The sequence below is a fragment of the Roseivirga sp. E12 genome, from assembly GCF_017592825.1.
Classification (GTDB): Bacteria; Bacteroidota; Bacteroidia; order Cytophagales; family Cyclobacteriaceae; genus Roseivirga.
Genome location: NZ_JAGFMD010000006.1, coordinates 205,837 through 231,356 on the forward strand (window position 1 = coordinate 205,837; position 25,520 = coordinate 231,356).

Annotated in this window: 21 protein-coding genes; 15 read left to right on the forward strand and 6 right to left on the reverse strand. The window is 40.3% G+C overall.

Going from position 1 to position 25,520, the window contains the following annotated elements:
• Nucleotides 1-91: 91 nt before the first annotated feature.
• From J4E76_RS14625 to J4E76_RS14650, 6 genes are all read left to right on the forward strand, one after another.
• Nucleotides 92-1,495, forward strand: a complete 1,404-nt coding sequence (locus J4E76_RS14625) for a tetratricopeptide repeat protein (protein ID WP_208505400.1) — start codon at nt 92-94, stop codon at nt 1,493-1,495.
• Nucleotides 1,496-2,263, forward strand: a complete 768-nt coding sequence (locus J4E76_RS14630; protein WP_208505403.1) for a phosphosulfolactate synthase — start codon at nt 1,496-1,498, stop codon at nt 2,261-2,263.
• Nucleotide 2,264: 1 nt separating this feature from the next.
• The gene (locus tag J4E76_RS14635) at nt 2,265-3,200 is read left to right on the forward strand and encodes a DUF368 domain-containing protein (RefSeq protein ID WP_208505405.1); all 936 of its coding nucleotides are present in this window, start codon (nt 2,265-2,267) and stop codon (nt 3,198-3,200) included.
• 1 nt (nt 3,201) lies between these two features.
• Complete coding sequence (locus J4E76_RS14640; RefSeq protein WP_208505407.1) at nt 3,202-3,945, forward strand: shikimate dehydrogenase; 744 nt, start codon at nt 3,202-3,204, stop codon at nt 3,943-3,945.
• A 57-nt stretch (nt 3,946-4,002) separates the two neighbouring features.
• Nucleotides 4,003-6,027 carry an excinuclease ABC subunit UvrB gene (gene uvrB, locus J4E76_RS14645; protein ID WP_208505409.1) on the forward strand — a complete coding sequence of 675 codons (2,025 nt, stop codon included), beginning with the start codon at nt 4,003-4,005 and terminating at the stop codon, nt 6,025-6,027.
• 137 nt (nt 6,028-6,164) lie between these two features.
• Nucleotides 6,165-7,508, forward strand: coding sequence for an ammonium transporter (locus tag J4E76_RS14650; protein WP_208505411.1), 1,344 nt, complete (start codon nt 6,165-6,167; stop codon nt 7,506-7,508).
• Nucleotides 7,509-7,582: 74 nt separating this feature from the next.
• On the opposite strand, the gene J4E76_RS14655 is transcribed toward J4E76_RS14650, so the two are convergent.
• The 4 genes from J4E76_RS14655 to J4E76_RS14670 form a co-directional block, all read right to left on the reverse strand.
• Complete coding sequence (locus tag J4E76_RS14655; RefSeq protein ID WP_208505413.1) at nt 7,583-9,487, reverse strand: DUF3857 domain-containing protein; 1,905 nt, start codon at nt 9,485-9,487, stop codon at nt 7,583-7,585.
• Complete coding sequence (locus J4E76_RS14660) at nt 9,484-11,436, reverse strand: DUF3857 domain-containing protein (RefSeq protein WP_208505415.1); 1,953 nt, start codon at nt 11,434-11,436, stop codon at nt 9,484-9,486. Before J4E76_RS14660 ends, J4E76_RS14655 begins: the two co-directional genes overlap by 4 nt.
• Before the next feature lie 142 nt (nt 11,437-11,578).
• Entirely contained in the window at nt 11,579-12,184 is a 606-nt protein-coding gene (locus J4E76_RS14665; protein ID WP_208505417.1) for a superoxide dismutase, read from the reverse strand.
• Nucleotides 12,185-12,221: 37 nt separating this feature from the next.
• Nucleotides 12,222-12,686, reverse strand: a complete 465-nt coding sequence (locus J4E76_RS14670; protein WP_236017480.1) for a nucleoside deaminase — start codon at nt 12,684-12,686, stop codon at nt 12,222-12,224.
• 66 nt (nt 12,687-12,752) lie between these two features.
• Here J4E76_RS14670 and aspS point away from each other — a divergent pair, with 66 nt between their 5' ends.
• From aspS to J4E76_RS14710, 8 genes are all read left to right on the forward strand, one after another.
• Nucleotides 12,753-14,498: an aspartate--tRNA ligase gene (gene aspS, locus J4E76_RS14675; protein ID WP_208505419.1), complete on the forward strand. Its 1,746-nt coding sequence runs from the start codon at nt 12,753-12,755 to the stop codon at nt 14,496-14,498.
• Between the two features lie 71 nt (nt 14,499-14,569).
• Nucleotides 14,570-16,639: a GAF domain-containing SpoIIE family protein phosphatase gene (locus J4E76_RS14680; protein ID WP_208505421.1), complete on the forward strand. Its 2,070-nt coding sequence runs from the start codon at nt 14,570-14,572 to the stop codon at nt 16,637-16,639.
• Between the two features lie 22 nt (nt 16,640-16,661).
• Nucleotides 16,662-17,006 (forward strand): STAS domain-containing protein, encoded by a 345-nt coding sequence (locus J4E76_RS14685; protein WP_208505423.1) that lies wholly within the window; start codon nt 16,662-16,664, stop codon nt 17,004-17,006.
• Nucleotides 16,996-17,415 carry an ATP-binding protein gene (locus J4E76_RS14690; RefSeq protein WP_370592811.1) on the forward strand — a complete coding sequence of 140 codons (420 nt, stop codon included), beginning with the start codon at nt 16,996-16,998 and terminating at the stop codon, nt 17,413-17,415. Before J4E76_RS14685 ends, J4E76_RS14690 begins: the two co-directional genes overlap by 11 nt.
• An 8-nt stretch (nt 17,416-17,423) precedes the next feature.
• Nucleotides 17,424-19,322: a peptidylprolyl isomerase gene (locus tag J4E76_RS14695; protein WP_208505427.1), complete on the forward strand. Its 1,899-nt coding sequence runs from the start codon at nt 17,424-17,426 to the stop codon at nt 19,320-19,322.
• Nucleotides 19,319-20,191, forward strand: coding sequence for a peptidyl-prolyl cis-trans isomerase (locus J4E76_RS14700; protein WP_208505429.1), 873 nt, complete (start codon nt 19,319-19,321; stop codon nt 20,189-20,191). The genes J4E76_RS14695 and J4E76_RS14700 overlap by 4 nt, the downstream gene beginning before the upstream one ends.
• Nucleotides 20,166-21,512 (forward strand): peptidylprolyl isomerase, encoded by a 1,347-nt coding sequence (locus tag J4E76_RS14705; protein WP_208505431.1) that lies wholly within the window; start codon nt 20,166-20,168, stop codon nt 21,510-21,512. Before J4E76_RS14700 ends, J4E76_RS14705 begins: the two co-directional genes overlap by 26 nt.
• A gap of 2 nt (nt 21,513-21,514) precedes the next feature.
• The gene (locus tag J4E76_RS14710) at nt 21,515-22,480 is read left to right on the forward strand and encodes a MoxR family ATPase (protein WP_208505433.1); all 966 of its coding nucleotides are present in this window, start codon (nt 21,515-21,517) and stop codon (nt 22,478-22,480) included.
• Here the strand turns inward: J4E76_RS14710 and J4E76_RS14715 are convergent, their stop codons facing one another.
• Nucleotides 22,481-23,338, reverse strand: coding sequence for a 3-hydroxyacyl-CoA dehydrogenase NAD-binding domain-containing protein (locus J4E76_RS14715; RefSeq protein WP_208505435.1), 858 nt, complete (start codon nt 23,336-23,338; stop codon nt 22,481-22,483).
• Nucleotides 23,338-24,357 (reverse strand): phenylalanine--tRNA ligase subunit alpha, encoded by a 1,020-nt coding sequence (gene pheS / locus J4E76_RS14720; RefSeq protein WP_208505437.1) that lies wholly within the window; start codon nt 24,355-24,357, stop codon nt 23,338-23,340. Before pheS ends, J4E76_RS14715 begins: the two co-directional genes overlap by 1 nt.
• Nucleotides 24,358-24,440: 83 nt before the next feature.
• Between pheS and galE the strand changes: the two genes are divergently transcribed.
• Entirely contained in the window at nt 24,441-25,460 is a 1,020-nt protein-coding gene (gene galE / locus J4E76_RS14725) for a UDP-glucose 4-epimerase GalE (protein WP_208505439.1), read from the forward strand.
• The last annotated feature ends 60 nt before the right edge of the window (nt 25,461-25,520 follow it).

Here is a 25,520-nt window from a genome sequence, read left to right on the forward strand (position 1 = left end):
ACTATCAGAGTCTAGGATCTTTGGTAATTTCGCGTCTCAGAGTGGTTTTAGAAATAGGTTTTGAGTACTTTAAATAAACCAATTGACATCAATGCAGGAAGATTATCCGAGTAGAGAAGAGGAACGTGGGCTGGTCAATAGATTCGAGGAACAACTCAAGAACAATACATTCAATTTTTTCGATGTTACGGAATACGAGACGATCATTCAGTACTATCTGGATCATCTGAAGTATGGAAAAGGACTAAAAGCCGCTTTACTAGCATTGGAACAATACCCGTTCAGCATGGAAATCAGTATGCTGGCTGCTCAGTGCTATTTAGGAAAAGAACAGTTTGACGAGGCTCTGAAAGTCATCGAAAATGCAGAAAACCTTCACCCCAACGATGCAGAGTTACTGTTGGTTAAGGGAAATATTCTGTCAATCATCGGAGAGTTTGACAAAGCCATCGAGGTGCTGCTCAGTACCCTTGATCTGGCGGAAGATAAATCTGAAGTATTTTATAATGTTGGTTTGACCTACCAAACTAACGGCAAATTCCTGGAAGCAATAGACTATTATAAACAAGCAATAGAAGCTAACTTGAATCATGAGAGTGCTCTCTATGAATTGGCCTACTGTCTTGATGTCACAGGAAAGCTTGAAGACAGTGTTTCCTACTATAAAGCATTTATTGATCGCGACCCATACTCATCATATGCATGGTATAATCTGGGTATCGTTTATAATAAGCTTGAAAAGTTCGAAGAGGCTGTAAAAGCCTATGACTATGCGCTCGTAATTGACGATACCTTTGCATCGGCCTGGTTCAACTTAGGTAACTCCTATATGAACCTTGAGCAATTCAAAGATGCTCTGGAAGCATATAAAAACACACTTTCCAATGAGGGACCTTCTTCGGAAGTATATTGTTGTATTGCGGCATCATACGAAAAACAAGAGGCCTACGAATATGCCATAAAGTACTATCGAAAAGCCTCCAAACTCGATCAATTCTATGAAGATGCTTGGTATGGTATAGGTTGCTGCCTTGCAGCACAAGACAAATACTATGAGGCAATCCATTTCTTGAACAAAGCCTTGAAACTCGATCCGGAAAATGCCAACTACTGGATGGCCGTTGCTGATGCAGAGTTTCACATTGACAATATCGTTTCTGCGGCCGAGGCCTATCAAGAAGCTGCCATGCTAGAGCCCAATAATTCGGATATCTGGTTAGATTGGTCATTTATTTATCATGATCAAGGTGAACATCAGAAGTCCATTGAGTTGATGGAAAGAGCCCTAGAAGAGTCTCCAGACGATTCTGACCTTCTTTATAGAATGGTGGTTTATCAAATCAGCGCAGGTCTATACAAAGAAGCATTTACATATCTGGAAAATGCGTTAATTTTGGACTTTGAAAATCACGAGGTGCTCTTTGAGTTCTTTCCTAAACTGGAAACCCAGAAGGCACTTTACAAGATCATTGATCAGTACAGAGAAAAAAATTAGATGCACTATTTTTTGAAAGATGTGCCCGAAAGGACACAGAAGCCTAGAGACAAGGGATTCACCATGGCCATGGACAAAGGCCTCAGCGTTAGACAAGCCGAAGACTTTTTAAGCGTTTCGAGTGAATATGTTGATATTGTGAAGTTGGGTTGGGCAACCTCTTATGTTACTCCTAATCTTGATGAAAAACTGAATGTTTATCGGGAAGCCGGAATTCCATTCTATTTTGGCGGAACTCTATTTGAAGCTTTCATCGCAAGAAACCAGTTCGATGACTATCGAAAGCTTTTAGATAAATATGATGTCCCATTTGCCGAAGTATCTGATGGATCTTTGGAAATGGATCATGATGAAAAGTGTCAATACATCACTCAGCTTAAAGAACAGGTGACCGTTTTGTCTGAGGTAGGTTCAAAAGATGAGGAGAAGATTATCCCTCCTTACAAATGGATTGAATTGATGCAAAAAGAATTAGATGCCGGAGCATGGAAAGTAATTGGTGAAGCGAGAGAAAGTGGCAACGTTGGTCTTTTCCGTTCTACTGGAGAAGTTCGTTCTGGTCTTGTACAGGAAATATTGACTCAAATACCGTTTGAGAAAATCATCTGGGAGGCACCTCAAAAGTCTCAACAGGTCTTTTTCATAAAGCTTATGGGTGCCAACGTTAACCTAGGGAACATCGCACCTTCAGATGTGATTCCATTGGAGACCATCCGTTTGGGCTTAAGGGGAGATACTTTTAGTCATTTCCTTAATCTGAAAGATTAGGATGAATCATATTATCAAGCCTCTGCTATTATTCCTTAAAGGTGTAGCCATGGGTAGCGCAGATGTGGTTCCAGGGGTATCGGGAGGAACCATCGCCTTTATTACCGGTATTTACGAAACACTGTTGAATTCTATCAAAAGTGTGGACTTGCAAGCTCTTAATTATCTTAAGAAGTTTGAAATTAAGGCCCTGTGGGAGCACGTTAATGGGAATTTTCTGATTGTCCTTTTTGCGGGTATTGTCACGAGCTTTCTGTCGCTGTCCAAAGTAATCACCTACCTACTTGATGCCTACCCTATCCAACTATGGTCATTCTTTTTTGGCCTTATTGTGATTTCAGCTTTAATGGTCCTTAGAGAAATCAAAAAGTGGAATGTTGGGGTTTTCATCGCTATTATTTTAGGTGGACTGATAGCATACTTTATCACTTCAGCGGTTCCTTCTGAAACTCCAGACGAGCCTTGGTTCTTATTCATCGCAGGTGCGGTGGCTATTTGTGCCATGATATTGCCAGGTATTTCTGGTTCATTTATCGTTTTGCTTTTCGGCAAATACGAATACATGATGGCTGCGCTAAACGAACGAAGGATAGTTGACATCCTAGTGTTTGCAGCTGGTTGCCTTGTTGGTATTTTAAGCTTTGCCAGAGTCATCAGTTGGCTATTCAAAAAGTATCACAACATCACTGTTGGGGTGCTGAGCGGTTTTATGATTGGTGCCTTGAATAAAGTTTGGCCATGGAAAGAGACCATTGAAACTTATGTCGATCGCCATGGTGAGGTCAAACCTTTATATGAGGTCAATGTACTACCCAATGAGTATCTAGCAAAGACAGGAATTGAGCCGCATTTTATCGAGGCCATTGGTTACGCAGCTGCCGGCTTTTTGATTGTACTATTTATTGATCGACTGTCTGTTTGGTTAAAAAAGGACTAACATGAGAAAGTTTGGACTCATCGGTTACCCTTTAAGTCACTCCTTTTCAAAAAAGTATTTCACAAATAAGTTTGAAAAGGAAGAGATAAACGATACCCAGTACGAGCTCTTTCCACTTACATCAATTAGCGAATTACCCAAGTTACTTTCCGATAATCCTGATTTGGTTGGCCTAAATGTTACCATCCCTTACAAGGAACAAGTCATTCCTTATTTGGATACTATTGACCCTAAGGCAGAAGCTATCGGGGCGGTAAACACAATAAAAATAGAAGGTGGAAAATTAACAGGTTACAATACAGACTATCATGGCTTCAAAGATTCGTTAACGAAATTCATCGGCCCCAACCCAACTCCCAAAAAAGCCCTGATTCTTGGAACTGGTGGTGCTTCAAAAGCTGTAAAAGCTGCATTGGAAGATCTGTCGATTGAGTACCAATTGGTTTCTCGAGAACCAGTAGAAGGTGAGCTCTCTTATGAAAGCATTGCCTCTTCACCGAATCACCTCCTCAGCTCTTTACTGATTGTCAACACTACTCCGCTGGGCATGTCTCCGAATGAAGACTCTTTACCTGCCCTGCCTTATGAGCAGCTAACTACCGATCACCTCCTTTATGATCTAGTGTACAATCCTACGAAAACCACATTTATGCAAAAAGGGATTGACGCTAAATGCTGGGTAAAGAATGGTCTGGAAATGCTCCATGGCCAGGCGGAAAAATCTTGGGAGATTTGGAATAAATAAGTCGGAAAACCATCCGCTAATCTTTCCGTACTAACTTCTTCCTATTAGCTTTAAATCATGGAATTCAAACTCACTTCGGAATTTGAGCCCACGGGCGATCAACCTAAAGCCATAGAAGGATTGGTGAAAGGAGTGGAAGCTGGTGAAGAGGCACAAGTCCTCCTAGGGGCTACAGGTTCGGGAAAGACTTTTAGCATTGCCAATGTGATTCAACAGACCCAGCGACCAGCTCTGATCTTAAGTCATAATAAGACACTGGCTGCCCAATTGTATGGTGAGTTCAAGCAATTCTTTCCAGAAAATGCCATAGAGTATTTTATCTCCTACTACGATTACTATCAACCTGAAGCCTTTATCCCAAATAGCAACCTCTATATTGAGAAAGACTTATCAATCAATGAAGAGATTGAAAAGCTAAGGCTAAGTGCTACTTCTTCCCTCCTGACTGGTAGACGTGATGTCATCGTGATTGCTTCAGTTTCTTGTATCTACGGTATAGGAAACCCAGATGAATTTGGGAAAAATGTGGTCCGCCTTCAGGTTGGGGACACGGTACCAAGAAATCAATTGCTTTTTGCATTGGTTGATATACTTTATAGCCGATCGGAGGTTGAGTTTAAGCGAGGTAATTTCAGAGTTAAGGGTGATACGGTGGACATCTATATTGCCTATGGTGATTTCGCTTATCGCATCTACTTCTGGGGAGATGAAATCGAGTCGATCCAAATGATCGATCCATCCTCAGGCAAGAAAATATCAGAAGAAAAAATCATTACCATATTCCCAGCAAACCTTTTCGTGACAGGAAAGGATGTACTCCAACAAGCCATCGCTGAAATCCAAGATGACCTTGTGGAAAGAGTTGATCAGTACGAACAAGACCGAAGATTTCTAGAAGCCAAACGTCTGAAAGAAAGGACTGAATTCGACCTAGAGATGATGCGTGAACTGGGCTATTGTTCGGGCGTGGAGAACTACTCTAGATACTTTGATAGGAGACAAAAAGGTCAGCGCCCCTTCTGTCTCTTAGACTACTTCCCAGAAGACTATTTACTTATCATTGACGAAAGCCATGTTACGCTTCCGCAGGTCCGTGCAATGTGGGGTGGCGACAGGTCAAGAAAAGAAAACCTTGTCGAATATGGTTTTAGATTACCTTCAGCGCTAGACAATAGACCTTTGAAATTCGATGAGTTCGAGGGTTTAACGAATCAAGTAATCTATGTAAGTGCTACCCCTGCAGACTATGAACTGACAAAAACCGAGGGAGAGGTGGTGGAGCAAATTATTCGACCTACCGGTCTCTTAGACCCAATTATTGATGTTAGACCATCACTTAATCAGATTGACGATTTACTCGAGGAAATTGACATAAGAGTAAAGAAAGAAGAACGGGTACTGGTCACTACTTTAACGAAACGTATGGCCGAAGAACTGACAAAGTATCTGGAACGTGCAGGCGTTAGAGTAAGGTATATCCATTCGGAAGTCAGCTCGCTGGACCGGGTGGAGATACTCCGAGAACTTAGGCTGGGTATTTTCGATGTCCTAGTTGGTGTAAATCTGCTTAGAGAAGGACTCGATCTTCCTGAAGTTTCCCTCGTGGCAATCTTAGATGCTGACAAAGAAGGCTTCCTAAGAAACCAGAGATCATTGATCCAAACGATAGGTAGAGCTGCAAGAAACGAGAACGGTCGTGTGATTATGTATGCTGATGTGACCACTGATTCAATGCGCGATGCAATCGATGAGACTAATAGACGTAGAAGCATTCAGATTGCCTATAACGAAGAACATGGCATTACCCCGACTACCGTCAAAAAGTCGAAAGAGGCCATCATGGGACAAACGAGTATCGCTGACTCCAAGAAAGGTCACAAGTCATACTATGTCGAAAGCGAAGAACATTCTATTGCAGCAGATCCGGTAGTCGCTTATATGGACAAGAAAGCACTAGAAAAAATGATTCAGAAGACTCAAAAATCTATGGAAAAGGCTGCCAGAGAACTCGACTTTATCGAAGCTGCTAAGATGCGGGATGAATTAAATGAACTCAAGGAACTTTTGAAGAGTAAGTCATAAGCGATTAGACTCATTTCAATCGATTTCACTGAATTCGAATTAAATGGAATAATTTTTAATCCAATATTTCTCTATTTTATGTAACCAATCATTTTTTCAGGTCAATTTTTAACCTGATTCACATCGAATTACATAAAATGAGAAAACAATGGATCCCAGGGTTTGCACTATTAATTATTGTAGCCCTTGTTAGCCTCCTCGATATGCCAACTGGCGAGGAGTTTTTAGCCGACCCTAACATCAGCGGAGCAGACACAGCTTGGATGTTAGCCGCAACAGCCTTGGTATTATTAATGACGCCTGGCCTTTCATTCTTCTATGGTGGAATGGTAAGCCGTAAAAACGTCATATCTACAATGCTCCAAAGTTTTATCTGCATGGGTGTAATTACACTTGTATGGGTAGTTGGAGGCTTCAGTTTGGCCTTTGGAGATTCTATTGGAGGTTTTATTGGCGACCCAAGGACATTCTCCTTTTTTAAAGGAGTCGGTGCCGCTACCCAAGCAGACCTGGCTCCTACCATTCCTTTCATTCTGTTCGCATTGTTTCAGATGAAGTTTGCCATTATAACTCCAGCACTGATTACTGGTAGTTTTGCTGAACGGGTCAGGTTCTCAAGCTTTATTCTTTTCATCATTCTTTTCAGCATAGTTGTCTACAGCCCATTGGCGCATATGACCTGGCATCCAGAGGGGTTCTTAAGAAAGTGGGGCGTACTTGACTTTGCAGGAGGAACCGTTGTTCACATGTCAGCAGGTTTTGCGGCAATTGCTGCAGCCATCATCCTAGGTAAAAGAAAGAATCATGGGGCTGTACATAAACCAGCGAATGTCCCATTTGTTTTACTAGGGACAGGTCTGCTCTGGTTTGGTTGGTTCGGCTTTAATGCTGGCTCAGCACTCGGAGCCAATGGAGATGCTGCAATGGCTTTTGCTACCACAACAGTGGCCTCAGCAGCGGCTATGTTGGCTTGGGTATTCTATGATGCTTTGATGGGTAGAAAAATCTCTGGTCTAGGCGCCTCCATCGGAGCGGTTGTTGGCCTGGTAGCCATCACCCCAGCTGCTGGATTTGTCACGATTGGACAAAGCGTTTTCATCGGTGTGGCCAGTGCCATAGTTTCCAACATAGTGGTTTACTATAAGAACAAAACAGGCATCGATGATACGCTAGATGTTTTCCCTTGTCATGGTGTAGGTGGTATTACAGGAATGATTTTAACGGGAGTATTCGCAAAAGATGTGGGTCTCATTTACGGAGATCCAACTACATTTCTAAGACATATGGCGGCAATCTTCCTTGTAGGCGGATTCACTTTCGGGGCATCTTACCTTCTTTTCAAGGTTACCAACTTGATCATTCCGATGAGGGTCAACGAAGTTTCTGAGGAAGTTGGCCTGGATATTAGTCAGCATGGAGAAAGCCTTTCAAAGAGTCGGACTCCCCAAGAAATTGCAGAAATGATGAAGAAGGCTTCTTAGTTCATAGTTAGCAAAAAATAGGCCCGCTTATATAACATGAGCAGGCCTATTTTATACGGGTTAAACGAATAGAATCAAGTAGCCCCAACCAATACAATCTTGGCTTTGTCCGCCTTCACCACCTTTCGAATAAAATCACGATAGTTATTATAATCCTCTGCTGAGTACTTTCCTTCCCTCATCTTTATAGTTCTGACATACTCTAACGTATTTGAATCCGGGTTAAAATTATAGGTAACCTTATATTCTCCAAAGTCTGATTTCAACTCAACATCCTCCAAATCAAACTCCAGACGATAGCCTTCTGGCATTTTGATATTCACATGATCGGTATCGAAGTATGAGGTTTTCAAGACTACGGGAGATTTCCTTTCATCTTCCTTCGGAGGCTTAGCATTCATTCTGTTTAAGAAATTAGGCGTCACGAATATTCTTTTACCACTCTTGGATGCATATTTTCTCGCCTTTATAGTGATCCGTTCAGTGACAAAAGGGTCTTCGGTAGTTCGATCCTCTTTAAGAGAAAACTCCCCAAGATCAAATGCTGGAAGGTCAATTGCATTCAAAAAATACTTACGCTGCTCATCAGTTCCTCTATCAACTAGACGATAAATCCAATCATACTGCAAACCCTTGTAGATTGTCTCTACATCAGCCACTACATTTCCTTCCTTGTCTATTTCTACATCTATTCTCCTTTCTTGGGTATTTTGATTTAGCTCATATTTGGGCGTTTTCACAAGAGACCCTTTCCCATCATCATCAATTAACAAAGCATGCCGATCGTCAGTAAATGAACCTAAAAAGTTGAAGGGAGTGGTCTGACTAGTACACTCTAACCAAACCGTATCTTTTTCCATTGGCACAGCCAAAATCACGTGATTAAACTGAGAACTAGGAAAATCAGTTATAATGTCCTCTTCGCCATCACCAGCATTAATCACTACATAGTTTGAATCAACACCTGCGTATTTGAGCAAGCTGTACATGTAATTAGTCAGGGCCTTACAGTCTCCATATCCATTTTTGATTACATCCATCGCTTCAAAAGGCTGAAATCCTCCAATACCGAGCTGGACACTAACATACCTTGTTGAGGACTGCATGTATTTATAGATCAACCTACTCTTTTCTCTGGGATCTTCTACACCTTCAATTAAGGCATCTATTTCAGCCTTGACTTCATCACTAATTTCGTCACGGCCTTCCTTAAGTTTACCCACCCATTCGCCAAAGCTGCTCCAGTCTGACATATTTCCTGAGTATCCTTCCATAGCAAAGTCCGAAGGTTGAATCAGTACATATGGCGCTAAATCCCTAGAGGGCAAGCCACGATACTCCGTATCCACAGGAGCCATACTTGACATTTTCCACTGATACGAATCCTTTTCTCCATGGGTCAATTCTGGGTCTTCTGCTCCATTGACGCCCCTATATCTTAAATTATAGCCTTTTGGCACAATAGCGGTGTATTGGGCATCTTGTATACCCAGCTTATCAGAATAGATTGGCCTAAAAGCTGGCATCCCCACCATTGTGCGATAATCATACTCGTACTCATACGCTATTGTAAATGGGTAATCGTATTCTTCAGGTTCGTAATACTTAAGGCGGACATCATCAAAAAGAGTACCCGAAGAGTTAACATTATAATCTTCAATATCACTTTTTTTGACTCGCTTCAGCAATTCTCCATCAGCATCAAAATAACTCAGCTTAATGCCACTAATCTTCATAAGCTTAGTATAGCTCGGATTAAAAACCGCCTCTCCAAAAGCATCAGAGTTAAGAATTGTCACAACTTTCTTGATATTATAAGTGCCCTGTGAGTAGTCAATCATTTCAAAAGTTTGATGACTGGATCTAACGACTGCATTAGCTCCTTTTCTAACCTCTGTTGGAATATCTGATACCGGATAATTCTGGGCCATCATAGTCAATCCCATGAAGCCCGAAATCATGATTATTAAATATCTCATTCGTTAGTCTTCTCTTTTAATACAATTTGCTCTTGCTGTTTTGCAACGACTTGATTGAAGAGTTCCTTTAATGCAGGGTAAGATTCTGGAGTATACTGTGTTTTTGATAAACTAAGCCTAATCATTATCTGAATGGTATCATCCTGTTGACCGGCTATAAACATGTATTTACCTCCGGCATTTGGGAGCACCATGTTTTGAGATTTCGGTAGCTCTTCAACCTCATACCCTTCTGGAATCTTAATTTTAAAAATATACGTATCGGCTATCGGTGCCGGGATTTCCACAGGGAATAGCCTATTTTCTAGTTTAAAGGGATTTTCATCCACATACTTCATCAAAACGGGTGAAAGAAAAATCTTATCCCCCATCGCATTGATATCACCCTCAGTTTTGAAGTCATATTGTACTTTTAATGTTTTGTCAATCTCATCCACATTAATGACCTCCAAATTCTCTACCTCACCAGTTTTATAGTCATCCAAGCCTTCTTCCTCTTCATCATCCGTTGTCTCTTCCTCCTCCTCTACATCATTCTCGACCTTTTCTCTTTCTTCAAATATGCTTGACCTCAAACTACTAGCGGCCATTCCATTGAAATCAATCTGCATCTTCCCTTCCAAACCATCGAGGTCTTCATTAAAGCCAAACTCTCCAGAAACAGTCTTGGAATCCATTTCACCATTCTCACGCAAATCAATCCAAACCGGCCCAGCTTCTGTGACCATAAGTCCTTCTCCGTTCATGGCCCGGGCTGGCAAAACATTATATGGCCTAAATTTCTCCGTAGCATCCAATAGGACCTTCTTATCGTCAATTATCGCACAAACGACCATATAGTTGAACTGTTTGACCAGTGGAACAAACTTCTTCAAATACCCATGTCTTCGTGTACTGAGCACAACAGGATATACCTGAATGCCCGCTTGTTTTAAGAACTGAGCCAGAGTCACATTAATGTCCGCGTTATCACCTTCTCCTTCTTCCCAAAGCTTTTTGGATCGATCAACAACAGCATAAGCATATCTCTCATTCCATTCAAAATGGTCTCTAACGTAATTATATATGTCAATAAGGCTCTCCGTATTGTTAGTCCAATTCTTATCAGTGGGATAAATCTTTTTGAGTTGTTTGGTATCGTTGATTACTTCACCGAGCGTCTCAGACTCCCATAATTCTTTGTTAATCGCCTCCCAGTTTTCCATGAAAGTCTCCGAATAGTTTGGAGCTCTGACAGCCTTTATTTCAAATCCAATTCTGGACCTATAGTTCTCTAATGTAGATATGTATGGTTCCTTCTTTAATGAAGGAACATCTTCCATTATGATGTGGTAGTACTTCTTGGTAATATCTTGCTTGGTAGCAGGGTGGTATCCCTGGATACTTGGTTGATAAACACCATAATGCGGGATTTGCAACCAATATTCTGAATACCGAACAGGAATTGATGACTGAAAGCTCCATCCCGGAAGATTTCCAAGATTGCCTGTGGTTTGTTCGTATGTATACTCAATAATAGAACCAACTTTGACATCAGGAAAGGACAAGGTTTTCGACCTTGTGTTATCACTAACCTTTTCGTCTACCCATTCTTTTCGCCCAACCTTTTTGGTCACTTTCTTTCCATTCTCAATGTTATGTGTAGCGGCCGAAATCTTTGAAGGGGCATTTCCTTTTGCGTACCTCAAGGTAATATCTGCTCTACTTAAACCGCTTTCTTTTAAAATCTTGAGTCTCACATGAATAGTAGATTTCATACCCATGTTGTATTCTGTAAAAACTGCTTCTCCTTGATCAAGGAGGTAGACAGCCTCTGCACCTGAATCTAGAGGGTAAGCAGTCATTTCAAGATCTTCAATTGAAACATCTCCAAACTTAAACTCCTTAACCTGCGCTTGAAGAGAGACTATAAAGAATAGGGTCAGAAAACTAATGGTAAATTTTTTCATCTGTGTTATTAAGGTTGAACCAATAAGATAAACAGCCAGAATAAAGACCGCAATTAAAATGCAAAAAAATGTAAATATAATTAAGGCAAAAAAGCCACCCCGATATGTCGGGGTGGCTTTTCATTTGACTTAGAAATACGGTTTATTTTCCTTCTGAGTACCTTCTGCTCACTTCATCCCAGTTAATGACATTAAAGAAAGCATTGATATAGTCAGGTCTTCTGTTCTGATAGTTCAGGTAATAAGCATGTTCCCAAACGTCAAGACCTAAAATCGGTGTTCCTCCACAGCCAATGTTTGGCATTAGCGAATTGTCTTGGTTTGCAGTTGAGCAAACTTCCACTTTGCCACCTGCATGTACGCAAAGCCAAGCCCAGCCAGAACCGAAACGCGTTGCAGCCGCTTTTGCAAAAGCATCTTTAAAAGCATCAAATGATCCAAATGCCTCATTGATGGCATTGGACAAATCGCCAGTAGGTTCTCCACCACCATTCGGAGACATTACAGACCAGAAAAGGCTGTGGTTGTAAAACCCCCCACCATTATTTCTGACAGCTCCGTTGTCGGTATGATTAGCCAAAAGGTCTTCAATACTCTTGCCTTCCATCTCTGTTCCGGCAATTGCGTTATTCAAATTATTAGTATACCCAGCATGGTGTTTCCCATGGTGGATCTCCATAGTTCTTGTGTCAATATGTGGTTCCAAAGCATCGTGTGCGTATGGAAGTTGAGGTAGTTCGAATGCCATAATTGAATTATTTAATATTTATACAAAAATTGTGATTCTATCTAAGCTTAGCAAAAAACTGTTTCATCAGCATTTCACTTTCTTCTTTTAACAATCCAGAAGCTATTTCTGTTCTTGGATGAAGTAGATTTTTCTTATTTAAGCTATATCCCCGCTTCATGTCACTTGCCCCGTAAACCAACTTACCCAATTGTGCCCAGTACAAAGCACCCGCACACATCACACAAGGTTCAAGCGTTACAAAAAGTGTGCACTCATTTAAATATTTAGAGCCTATAGCATTAAACGCTGAAGTAATGGCCAGCATTTCTGCATGAGCTGTTACATCCGTTAATTGCTCCGTCTGGTTGTGAGCACGTGCTATAATTCGTTTATCAGCCACTACAACGGCCCCAACAGGAACCTCGCCTGCCTCGAAAGCAAGTTCTGCCTGCCTCAAGGCTTGTTCCATAAAATATTCGTCTTTGTAGACACTGAGCTCCATTTTACCCTCGGTTTTCATTGTAATATTAAACCCAATTGCTAAAACTATTACTAAATTTGCCACTCATTTTTAAAAGGTGCAGAGATGCTAAGATCACATACTTGCGGAGAGTTAAGAATTGAACATGTAGGAACGGAAGTGACCCTTTCTGGTTGGGTGCAACGTATACGTGATAAAGGCGGCCTTATGTGGATCGATTTGCGTGATCGCTATGGAGTAACTCAACTCACCTTTGAAGAAGGCAAAAGCGATGCTACTGTTGTCGATCAAGCTCGAAACCTTGGGAGAGAGTTTGTGATTCAGGTTAAGGGAAAAGTTGTTGAGCGCTATTCCAAGAATGACAAAATCCCTACGGGTCAAATTGAGATTGAAACCATAGAACTCAATGTGCTCAATGCCTCGCAAACGCCTCCTTTCATCATTGAAGATGATACTGATGGAGGCGAAGATCTAAGAATGAAATATCGCTACCTCGACCTTCGAAGAAATGAGGTTAGAGAAAAACTGGCCCTAAGAAGTAAACTGGCAATAGCCGTTAGAAACTATTTGGCAGAAATCGACTTCTTGGAAGTTGAAACTCCAGTATTGATTAAATCAACACCAGAGGGAGCTAGAGATTTTGTGGTGCCTTCACGAATCAACCCAGGAGAGTTTTATGCACTACCTCAGTCTCCACAGACTTTTAAACAATTGTTGATGGTATCTGGCTTCGATCGATACTTCCAGATTGTTAAATGCTTTAGAGACGAAGACCTAAGGGCAGATAGACAACCGGAATTCACCCAGATTGACTGTGAAATGTCATTCGTTGATAGAGATGACGTCCTAGGTGTATTCGAAGGAATGACTCAGCACCTGTTCAAAAACATCATGAATGTTGATCTAGGAGAGTTTCCACATATGACTTATGCGGAAGCCATGGAAAAGTATGGCAGCGACAAACCAGATATTCGTTTTGCTATGGAGTTCGTCAATTTGAATGAGGTAGCACAAAACAAAGGTTTTAATGTTTTCGATCAAGCCGAACTGGTAGTGGGTATTTGTGCCAAAGGATGCGCTGAGTATACCAGAAAACAATTAGATGCACTGACCGATTTTGTGAGAAAACCTCAAATTGGTGCAAAAGGTCTCGTTTATGTAAAATGTAACCCCGATGGCTCCTTTAAATCTTCAGTTGATAAGTTTTACTCTCAAGAAGATCTTAAAGCTTGGGCCGAGCAATCAGGTGCAGAACCTGGCGATTTAATACTGGTGTTATCAGGTGCTACAAATACGGTCCGCAAACAAATGAATGAATTGCGTTTGCACATGGGCACTGAACTTGGGCTTAGAAAAAGTGATGAATATCAACCGCTATGGGTAGTTGACTTTCCATTGCTAGAATGGGATGAAGAAACAGAACGTTATCACGCGATGCACCATCCATTCACCTCTCCTTTAAACGATGATATAGCAAAACTTGACTCTGCACCAGGCGAAGTCAGAGCAAATGCTTATGATTTGGTGATCAATGGAGTCGAAATCGGGGGTGGATCAATAAGAATTCATGATCGCGAGATGCAAAAAACCATGTTCAAGCATTTGGGCTTCACCGATGAAGAAGCGAAAGCTCAATTCGGCTTCCTAATGGATGCTTTTGAATATGGTGCTCCTCCTCATGGAGGTATTGCCTTCGGCTTCGATAGGCTCTGCGCAATGTTCGGTGGAACTGAAACTATTAGGGATTACATCGCCTTTCCAAAAAACACTTCAGGGCGAGATGTTATGATAGATTCTCCGTCACCAGTAGCAAATGACCAGTTAAAAGAGCTTGGAATCAAGCTATCATAGACAATGAGATTGTGAAACTCTTCGTTTCATAGCATCAACCAATAGCTTATTTTGTAGTTTCGGATTAGTTTATGCCTTTGAAAGTCCAGTTTACACCGAAGTTCTACATACGTGCGAGTATCACAATGGCCATAATTATATGGGTCATTGCCACGTCTATTCGGATATTGGAGATCCTGGCAACTAAAAGTGGATTAGACTTAGAGATATCAAGGTACCTACCAATACTCTTACAAGACCTGTTCTATGTATTCATTCTGGTCTACTACAGGTTCAAAATTCGAGCGGTCGAAAGCGGCAACTTCGTGGACTTACTCTGGAAAGTCTTTGCAACAGGCCTTGTAACAACTGTTATTTCATTATCAATTAGACTTTTCTATGACTCTATAGCCGACACCATGTTGGCAGAGAATGAGTTTTTGGATACTTTCCTTTATAGCCTTAACAGAGCACTCATTTCTGTATTTCTGATCTCCACGCTCACCGTTTGGAAAAAGTTGATTCTTTACCAGAAATCAAGAAAGCTCATTGTTTATTGGAATGTATTTGAGGTAGCCCTATTCGCTTCCATATTCTTTAACCTCACAGGTTTTACATTACAGGAGCACTTAATCTTTGAGATTCTGTTTGCGATTCTGGCTATCATGGCCATCATTCTCTCAGCCAATCTCAAATGGGTGGCATATCTGAATTTCAAACAGAAATGGAAGAGTGTCTTGATCATCGTGCTCATTACCATATACATCTTCTACTTTTTCACCTACCTATACATTTCACCAGAAGAGGCCATTACAAACTTCAACGCTATAGATGATTTGTTCATCATTGTTGTCTTTACATTTCTACTCTTTTACAGCATTTTTTCACTACTCGTTATCCTTTTCAACCTACCAACCTCATCAGTTTTTGAAAAGAAAATGGAGGAGGCAATCAATTTTCAGCGCTTAAGTCAGTCTATTCAGCAGGGTGAAAATGAAGATCAAATCTTTGATGTATTGCTTAATTCATCGATGAATGCAGTATATGCAGATGCCGGCTGGATAGAGGTAACCCTTGAACAAGACGAGGCCAAGATTTTATCGAAGCATATTAGCCGTGAGAATATCAATCTGGTTAAGGAGCAGATAATGACCAGTAAAAATAGGTCTGTCATTAAGAATCCTCTGGCTACCAATACAGATTCAGATAGGGTCTTAGTAGGATTGAAAAAGTCCAATTATCGATCAGTATTTGTAGTGCCTCTTACAATTCAAAACCAAGTTAAGGGGTTTATGTACCTCCTTAATGAAGTATCGGATAGCTTCAATAAGGAGATGATTAGCATCATTAACACTTTTGCAAGCCAAGCCAGCGTATCTATTGAGAATTTTAGGTTAATGGGTGAAGCACTTCTCAATGAACGCTACAAAGAAGAGTTGAACATTGCCAAAAGTGTTCAAAGGGCTCTTTTACCCAAAGAGTTAGATCATAACTCTTCTTTCTCCATTCATGCATTTACAGAAGCCGCAGCGGAAGTTGGAGGTGATTACTATGATACTTTTCAACTAAGCGAACACCGATTTGCAATAGTAATAGGTGATGTATCTGGAAAAGGAACCTCTGCGGCCTTCCATATGTCGCAAATGAAAGGAATATTTCAAAGTCTAGTCCAGTTAGACCTGTCTGCCGAGGAGTTCTTGATCAATGCTAACACTGCTTTGAGCAAGTGCCTTGAAAGAACATCTTTCATTACTTTGACCTATTTCATTATCGATACAGAAGAAAAAACACTAGAGTTTTCACGTGCAGGGCACTGCCCAACACTTTATTACGACAAAAAGAAAAAAGAAACAAAATACTTTCAGGACAAGGGTTTAGGCCTGGGTATAATCAGAAATTCGACCTACAAGAATTTTATTCAAGTGAATAAAATGTCCTTTGACAAGGATGATATTCTGGTCCTATATACAGATGGCATTTCTGAAGCTTCCAATGAAGAGCATGATGAGTTTGGTTATGACCGAATGAAGAACCTTCTGCAGCAGAATGCGCATTATGATCCTATGATGATCCAGAAAGTATTCATAAGTAAACTGTATGAGTTTTGTGGAGGCAAAGACCTTGACGATGATTACACAATGTTGGTGATCAAGTTTAATTAATTGCCGTAGAAAAGAGTAGACTATGATAGAAATAAAGAAAGAAACTGAGAACAATTACCTGAACATTGTCGTAAATGGAGAAGCTGATGCAAGTTCTTCCATTCACTTAGACAAAGCGATCAAGGAAGCAATGGAGGAAGGCCATCAGCACATTCTTATTGACTGTACCAATCTCAACTACATTTCTTCTGCAGGGCTTGGAGTTTTCATGTCTTACATCGAAGAGATATCCGAAAAATCCATCGACTTTATCCTATTCGGATTGTCCGAAAAGGTCTTAAAGGTTTTTGGGATTCTCGGATTGGACCAATTATTGACTATTAAAGAAAATAAAGAAGCAGCAATAGCAGCAATCCGTGAAGTATAGTTTCGACATACCAAGTAGCAAAAATAAGCTTCGTTTGATGCGTAAGTTCGTAACTGACGTATTGAAAGATCATGATGTCTCTGATATTGAGATCAATATGATGGTGCTAGCTGTTGACGAAGTTTGTGCAAACATTATTATTCACGGTCACCCGTCAGATGACATGAGCGAAGTAAAGCTCGGAATTAGCTTCAAAAACGAAGGCGTTTGGTTCGAAATCATTGATCAAGGCAATGCTTTTGATATTGTAAGTTACCAAGAACCAGTCATCGAAGATTTGGTGAGAAATAAAAACAAAGGAGGAATTGGGATTATGCTCGTGAAAAAAATCATGGACGACATCCAGTTCAAGTCTTCTCCATCTAAAAACACGCTTACTCTTTACAAAAAGGTGGAATACACCAAATAAAACCTAATATGAAAGGTGTTTGCACTTTACTGATTGGATTGCTGTGCTCTTCGACAGTTTTGGCGTACCAGTCAGAGCAAATCATTGTGGCCCAAATCAACGATTACGAAGTCAGCTCTTCTGAGCTTCTCTATGGTTACCAGAAAAATCGTGATGATCAAGGCAAGCTACATATTGATTCTTTGAAGAAATACCTCGAGAACTACATCAATTTCAAACTGAAAGTTCAGGCGGCAGTGAAACAAGGCTATGATACCACAGCCGGTTTCAAGCAAGAGCTAGCCGGTTACCTCAGCCAAATAAGGAAGCCGTACTTGGACAACCCCGAAGCAGAGGAAAAGCTCATTTCAGAAATACACAGAAGGAAACAGATAGAGATTGACGCATCACATTTGTTAATCAAAGTGGCTCCCAATGCATCTCCTTCGGACACTTTGAGAGCATACCAACTTGTCGATAGTCTTCGCCAAACTGTTAAGTCAAAAGAGGAGTTTGAAGCGTTGGCCAAAAGGTTTTCTCAAGACGGATCTGCTCAAAATGGAGGTAAATTGGGATGGTTCAGTGCCATGGATATGGTAGGCCCTTTTGAGAATGCTGCCTACCATACGGAAGAAAATCAGGTGTCCGAAGTGGTGAAGACGCAATTTGGATATCACATACTATATATCAATCAGGTCAGACCTTCCCGGGGTAGCTTGAAAAGTTCACACATTTTCTTTAGCACTCAAGGACGTAGTCGAGATGCGACTCAAAGGATAGCAGAGGCTATATATGACTCTTTAAAAAATGGTGCAGATTGGAACACCATGACCCGGAGATACTCCAATGACAATAGAACTAAGATGAATGGAGGTCAGTTACCATGGGCTAGAATAAAGCAGCTTCCTGATGAATTTTATGATATAGCATATGGAGTTAAGGAGATAAATGGAATTTCCAAACCTCAAAGAACTCAGTTCGGCTGGCATATTGTAAAGTTGGATGACGAAAGGCCTATTGGACCTTTATCCGAAGAACGCTCTGCAATTGAACAACAGTTGAAACGGTCCGGAAGAAATGTGCTTAACAATGACCAGTTAATCAACAAGCTCAAAACAGAAAATAATTTTCAGCAGAATAAGACACAGCTTAATGCTCAATTAAGTGCATTGAGTGAAGGAAGTCTGAATGAAATCATCAAAAGAGAAACCATCTTCAGAATCGGGCAAAGACAATTTCAGTTGAGTGACTTCATCAAAACTCTGCCTTCTCAAAAAATAGTACTCAATAACAACATCATCAGATCTCTCTATTTGGAGTTTGAACGTAAAAGCATAATAGCCTATGAAGATTCGATTGCACCCATCAAGTATCCTGAATACGGCTTTTTGAGACAGGAGTACAAGGAGGGTCTTTTGCTATTCGAGATAATGCAAAAAGAAGTATGGAATAAAGCGATTGAGGATTCAGTCGGGTCCAAAGTATATTATGAAAACCACCTTGATCAATACAAAGCTGAAAAGCGTCTTGAAGTAACGATAATAAGCAGTGAAGAAGTTTCATTGGTCGAAAGACTTATGAAATCAGAAGTAAAAGCTCAATCGATCGAAGAATTGGCCAAGTCAATCTTCACAAACAAAGAGCAATCGCTGTTAAAAATTGTAAAAAGAACTATTAAGGCATCCGAAATGAATAAATTTGACCCAACAGAATTAAAATCAGGCAGTTGGGCAAAAGATTCTGACACACCAGAATACTACTATTTGAATAAAATTATTCCCTCGGGTTACTTTTCATATGAGGAGATCAAAGGTCAAGTACTTTCCGGTTACCAAGATTTTTTAGAACAGCAATGGATAAGACAACTAAGGGCTCAGAACAGTATTAAAATTTATGATAGTGCTTTAAAGGAGATAGTGAAAAATTGAAACTGAAATACATATCCATATTAACCATCCTATTGAGTTCTCTTTCTTGTGATTACTTGGGTACCTCAGACCAGTCAAGTGTCAACAATAGTAAGGAGCTTGTGGCTAGTGTAGGCAGCTCTTTCCTATTTGAGTCTGACATTGCAAATCTAGTGTCGGTACAAACAAATAAGGAGGACAGTACCTTGATAGTAGAGCGATATGTGAGGAATTGGATAAAAAAAGAGCTTCTTGTTAAAGAGGCCAATAGCAGTATCAAGGTCAATCAATCTGAAATTGAGAAGAAGGTCTCAGACTATCGATACACGCTGCTCTCCTATGAGTATCAAAAACAAATGATTCAGCAACTCCTCGACACAGCCGTGTCCTATGAGGAAATCAGAAGCTATTACGAAGATAACCGAGAGAATTTTTCACTACGCCAAAACATCTTTAGAGGGCGTTACTTGAAAATCTCCAACGATGCTCCAAAGAAGAATGACATAAGGCGATGGATAAAATCAAGTCGGCCTCAAGATCTGGAATCTCTCAAGTCTTATGCATTTCAGTTTGCAGACAATTATTCTTTAGAAGATTCAACATGGATCAAATTTGATGACATTATCAAGAACTCACCCTTATCGACAGTTTCAAACAAAGTCCAATTTCTTCGAAGAAACAGATATGTAGAAGAAGTGGATTCTGTCTATCTTTACCTCCTCAAAATTCAGGAATACAAAATTTCAGAAGAAGCTTCACCGTTAGAGTTTGTGCAAGAGGAGATTCGAAACATAATTCTTAACAAAAGAAAAGTGGCGTTGGCGAAAGGTTTGGAGAATGATATTTATGAACGTGCGAAGGAAAATGAAGACTACAAAATATATTATTAAGGCAATTCTGGTATTATCCATCTTGATACCCACAGTTGCTTCCGCTCAGGAAGGACAGGTGGTTGATAAGATCATCGCCAAGGTTGATGACAAAATCATTCTAAAGAGTGAGTTAGAGTCTGCCTACATACAATTTCTAACAAGTCCTCAGGCCCAAAGTTTTCAAGGTGATGCAAAATGCGTATTACTCCAAAGCTTCGTTGAAAGTAAAGTGATGCTGATTATGTCTGAGATAGACTCTGTAGAAGTTGGAGAATCCAGATTAGATTATGAAATCAGAAGTAGAGGCCAGCAAATAATTCAGCGCTTTGGCTCTGAAGAGGCAATTCAACAGGCATATGGCAAGTCATTAGATCAAATAATGAACGAGCTCAGACCCTCAATAGAAGAGCAAATTAGGATTGAGGAACAAGAGAATAACATACTGGCCGATATCACTGTAACACCGAAAGAAGTTAGAAAATTCTATAACCGCTTTCCGCAAGACAGTTTGCCGCTTTATTCAATGGAATACGAAATAGGTGTAATCGTAAAGGAGCCAGACGTGAGTGATGCTGAGAAAGAAAGAGTAAAAAAAGTACTTCTTGATATAAGAGAGAGAGCACTTAATGGAGAGAGTTTTGAAATTTTAGCAACCTTCAATTCTGAAGGTCCTTCCGCTAAAGATGGCGGAAACCTAGGTTTTGCTTCTAGAGGAACAATGGACCCTGCATATGAAGCAGGCGCTTTGTCTCTAAAGCCTGGGGAAATCTCTATGCCAGTTGAGTCTTCTTTTGGTATTCACTTAATCCAGTTAGTTGAAAAAAGAGGAAATGAATATCAGACAAGGCATATTATAATGTCTCCAAAACCAAACGAAGATGATTTGGCTAAGGCATCTTCCATTCTGGAGGACCTTAGAAACAAAATTTTGACCGACAGCATAAGTTTCGAGCAAGCTGCGCAACTTGTATCAGACGATGAGAGTACAAAGGTAAATGGTGGCTTCTATGCTGATCAATTCGGTTCACTTAGAATTCCTGCGAATTCATTAGAACCTGAGTTGTTTTTTGAAATTGATAAAATGAAGGAGGGGGATATATCCATGCCTCAGTTAATCGAAGTAGGAACTGATGCAAAAGTTGCTAGAATCATTTATTACAAGAAAAAACTACCTCCTCATAGAGCAAACCTGACGGATGACTATGAGAAGTTAAAGGCCGCTACTACCCAAATGAAAAAGTCACTGAAACGTGCAGAATACATAAAGGAGAAAATGCAAGAAGTTTATCTTGAGATCGATCCAGTATTTAACCGTTGCGGCATTATCAAGAATCAATAAGTATGAGTGAAAACACATCTGATGTCGCTTTAGCCGACAAATTCTTTGAAGATTTTAAGAGACTTAAAGCTGAAATTTCAAAAGTAATTATTGGTCAAGATGAAGTAGTCAACCTTCTCTTGACCTCCATCTTTTGTAAAGGGCATAGTCTACTCGTGGGTGTTCCTGGTCTTGCCAAAACACTCTTGATACAAACTATTTCATCAGCCTTGGACTTAAGCTTCAAAAGAATTCAGTTCACTCCTGACTTAATGCCTTCAGATATTCTCGGAGCTGAGACAATAGACAAAGACAGAAACTTTAAATTTATCAAAGGACCCATCTTCGCCAACATTGTTTTGGCAGATGAGATTAACCGGACGCCTCCTAAGACGCAGGCGGCCCTGCTAGAATCAATGCAAGAATATTCGGTGACTGTTGCGGGTCAGCACTTCGATCTGGACAAGCCATTCTTTGTCTTGGCCACTCAAAATCCAATTGAGCAGGAAGGCACATATCCACTCCCTGAAGCTCAGCTTGACAGGTTTCTCTTTAATATCACATTAGATTACCCTTCGTTCCAGTCAGAGGTAGATATTGTAAAAAATACAACTTCAGATGTTGAAAATATAGTTGGCCATGTTCTAGACGGGGAAGCTGTAATGAATTACCAGCATTTAGTAAGAAGAGTGCCTATTGCAGATAATGTGGTTGAATATGCCGTTAAGCTGGTTCATAAAACTAGGATAGCAAGCGAAATGGCGCCATCCACGACTCAAGAATATATTGAATGGGGTGCAGGACCAAGAGCTTCTCAAAACTTAGTAATCGCAGCTAAGTGTAATGCCCTTGTTAATGGTAAGTACTCTCCAGATATTGAAGATGTTCAGGCGGTTGCCAAACCTATTCTAAGACATAGAATCATTCGGAATTTCAAAGCTGAGGCTGAGGGGATTACAATAGATAAATTGATCGAAGATCTTCTCTAATCAGTCATAGGTATAAAAACCTTTTCCAGATTTTCTTCCGTGATGGCCGGCATCGACCTTTTGCTGCTGAATTCGTGATGGACGAAATTTGGCGTCTTGATGAAAAGCATTGAACATAGATTCGGTGACCGAATAGTTAGTATCTACACCAATCAAATCCATCAATCTAAACGGACCCATTCTAAAACCGGAAGATTCAACTAATCTGTCAATCCCATTCACATCGCTTACCCCCTCTTCCAGAGCCTTTAAACCCTCAACATAAAAATGCCGAGCAACTCGGTTTACAATAAAACCGGGAGCATCTGCAGCCATTACTGGGGTTTTACCCAGTTTCCGAGCCAGTTCTGCTGTAGTATCAGCCACATCTTGGTCCGTAGCCACTCCAGATATGACCTCAACGAGCTTCATTATATGAGCCGGATTGAAGAAATGCATACCAACAAACCGTTCTGGATGTTTCAAACCTGCAGCAATTCTTGTAATAGGAATTGACGAAGTATTAGACGCCAGGATAGCATTCGGGCTATTAATCTGCTCTAACTTTTGAAACAGCGACTTTTTCACATCAAGCTTCTCAACGACTGCTTCAATTATAAAATCAGCTACCAATGAATTCTCGGCATCCGAAAAACTTATTCTTTCAAGAGTGGTTTGTTTATCTTCTTTCGTCAACTTACCTCTATCAACTCCCTTATCCAAATTCTTTGAGATAATAGACTCAGCCTTGATCAAAGCTTCTTGTTTGAGGTCATAAAGAAGCACTTCATATCCAGCCAAGCCACAGATTTGGGCAATACCCTGTCCCATGGTACCCGCACCTATTACTGCAATCTTAGATATTTCATGAATTTTCATCAAAGCGAATTAAACTGTTTTAGGAACCGGACGTCATTCTCAGTAAAAAGCCTGAGATCTTTTATTCCGTACCTCAACATTGTGATTCTTTCTATACCCATACCAAAAGCAAAACCGGAATACTCATTCGGGTCAATACCGCAGTTCTCCAGAACATTAGGATCTACCATACCTGAACCTCCTATCTCTACCCAACCTGTGTATTTACAGATATTACAACCATCCCCATGACAAATCTGGCATGATATATCTATTTCCGCGCTAGGTTCAGTAAATGGGAAGTATGATGGTCTGAATCTTATTTGAGTGTCTTTTGTAAACATCTCCTTTACAAAATGATAAAGCGTTTGCTTTAAATCTGCAAAAGAAACATTCTTATCTATATACAAACCTTCCATTTGGTGGAAAACGCAATGCGCCCTAGCAGAAATCGCTTCATTTCTAAATACACGTCCCGGAGATAATGTTCTAATTGGAGGTTTCTCGTTTTCCATCACTCTTATCTGAACACTTGAAGTATGTGTTCTAAGGGCGATATCTGGATCCTTTTCTATAAAGAAAGTGTCTTGCATTTCACGAGCAGGATGGTTCTCTGGGAAGTTTAAAGCAGTGAAATTATGCCAATCATCCTCTATCTCTGGTCCTGAAGACACATTAAAACCAATACGTTCAAAAATCTGGATGAATCGTTGCCTTGTGGCCGTCAAAGGATGAATAGAACCAAAGTCTTCTTCAGTAGGGGGTAAAGTTAGATCAGGGTAATCTTCTGAATCAGTTCCCCCAGAACTCAAACTGTCAATTAATGACTGAAACTTCTCTTGTGCTAGATTCTTTAGTTCGTTTACAGATTGTCCAAAAACCTTCTTTTCTTCATTCGGAACATCCTTCATTTGTGTAAAAAGCTCTCCTATGACATTCTTTCTACTAATAAACTTTAATCTGAACTGTTCAAGCTCATCAGCATTCGATGCCTTAAAAACCTTGATCTCCTCAGCTATTTCCTTGAATCTATCGGACATATGGGTATTCCTAAATCTTTGAGAAGACAAAAATAACAGTACTTCACGATTAAATGAGTTGATACTCCTATTTTTGAAATAATATGAAGAACATTCTGGTAACTGGAGGTGCTGGTTATATTGGTTCGCATGTAATTGTTAGACTACATGAAGAAGGGTATAACGCAATCATTCTCGATGATTTTTCGAATTCGAACAAATCGGTACTCAAAGGCTTGCACAAAATAACTGGCAAAGACTTCAGAGTTTACGAAGGTGACATTTTAGACATATCCCTTTTCGAAAAAATATTTCACGAAAACCAAATTGAAGGTGTTATTCACTTTGCAGCCAAAAAAGCTGTTGGAGAATCAGTGGACAATCCTTTGTTGTATTACAAGAATAATGTCACTGGTTTGATTACACTTCTTGAATCAATGACAGAAAATAAGATCAAGAACTTGGTGTTCTCTTCTTCTTGTACTGTCTATGGACAGCCAGACTCATTACCTGTCACAGAAGATTCACCCATAAGGCCAGCTAATTCTCCATATGGAAATACCAAGCAGATTGGTGAGGAAATGATTGAGGACACTGTGAAAAGTGGAGCATTCTTGAGGTCAATAGCCCTACGATATTTTAATCCTATTGGGGCCCATCCATCTGGAGAAATAGGTGAGTTACCTCTAGGGATTCCAAACAATCTAGTTCCATTTATCACGCAAACCGCTGCCGGCTTGAGAGACTCGTTAACAGTCTTTGGTCAAGATTACAATACACAAGACGGAACTTGCATAAGAGACTATATTCATGTGATGGACTTGGCAGATGCTCATGTCCAATGCTTAAAGTACCTAGAGAACATTAACAACCCAAACCACTTTGATTTCATGAATATTGGCACCGGAACAGGGAGCACGGTTCTTGACGCAATTAGTTCTTTCGAAAATCAGTCGGGTAAAAAGTTAAATTATCAATTGGGCCCTAGACGACCCGGAGATGTAGAGAAAATTTATGCCCAAGTGGACAAATCTGTGGAGCTTCTTAATTGGAGGACACAATTCACATTGGATGATGCAATGAGGGATGCTTGGAACTGGCAAAAAAAGTTGTCCAGTATTTAACACGCATCATCTGTCAATTAACGAATCAATACTACCTTTGAGCGATATTTAAAGAGAGTA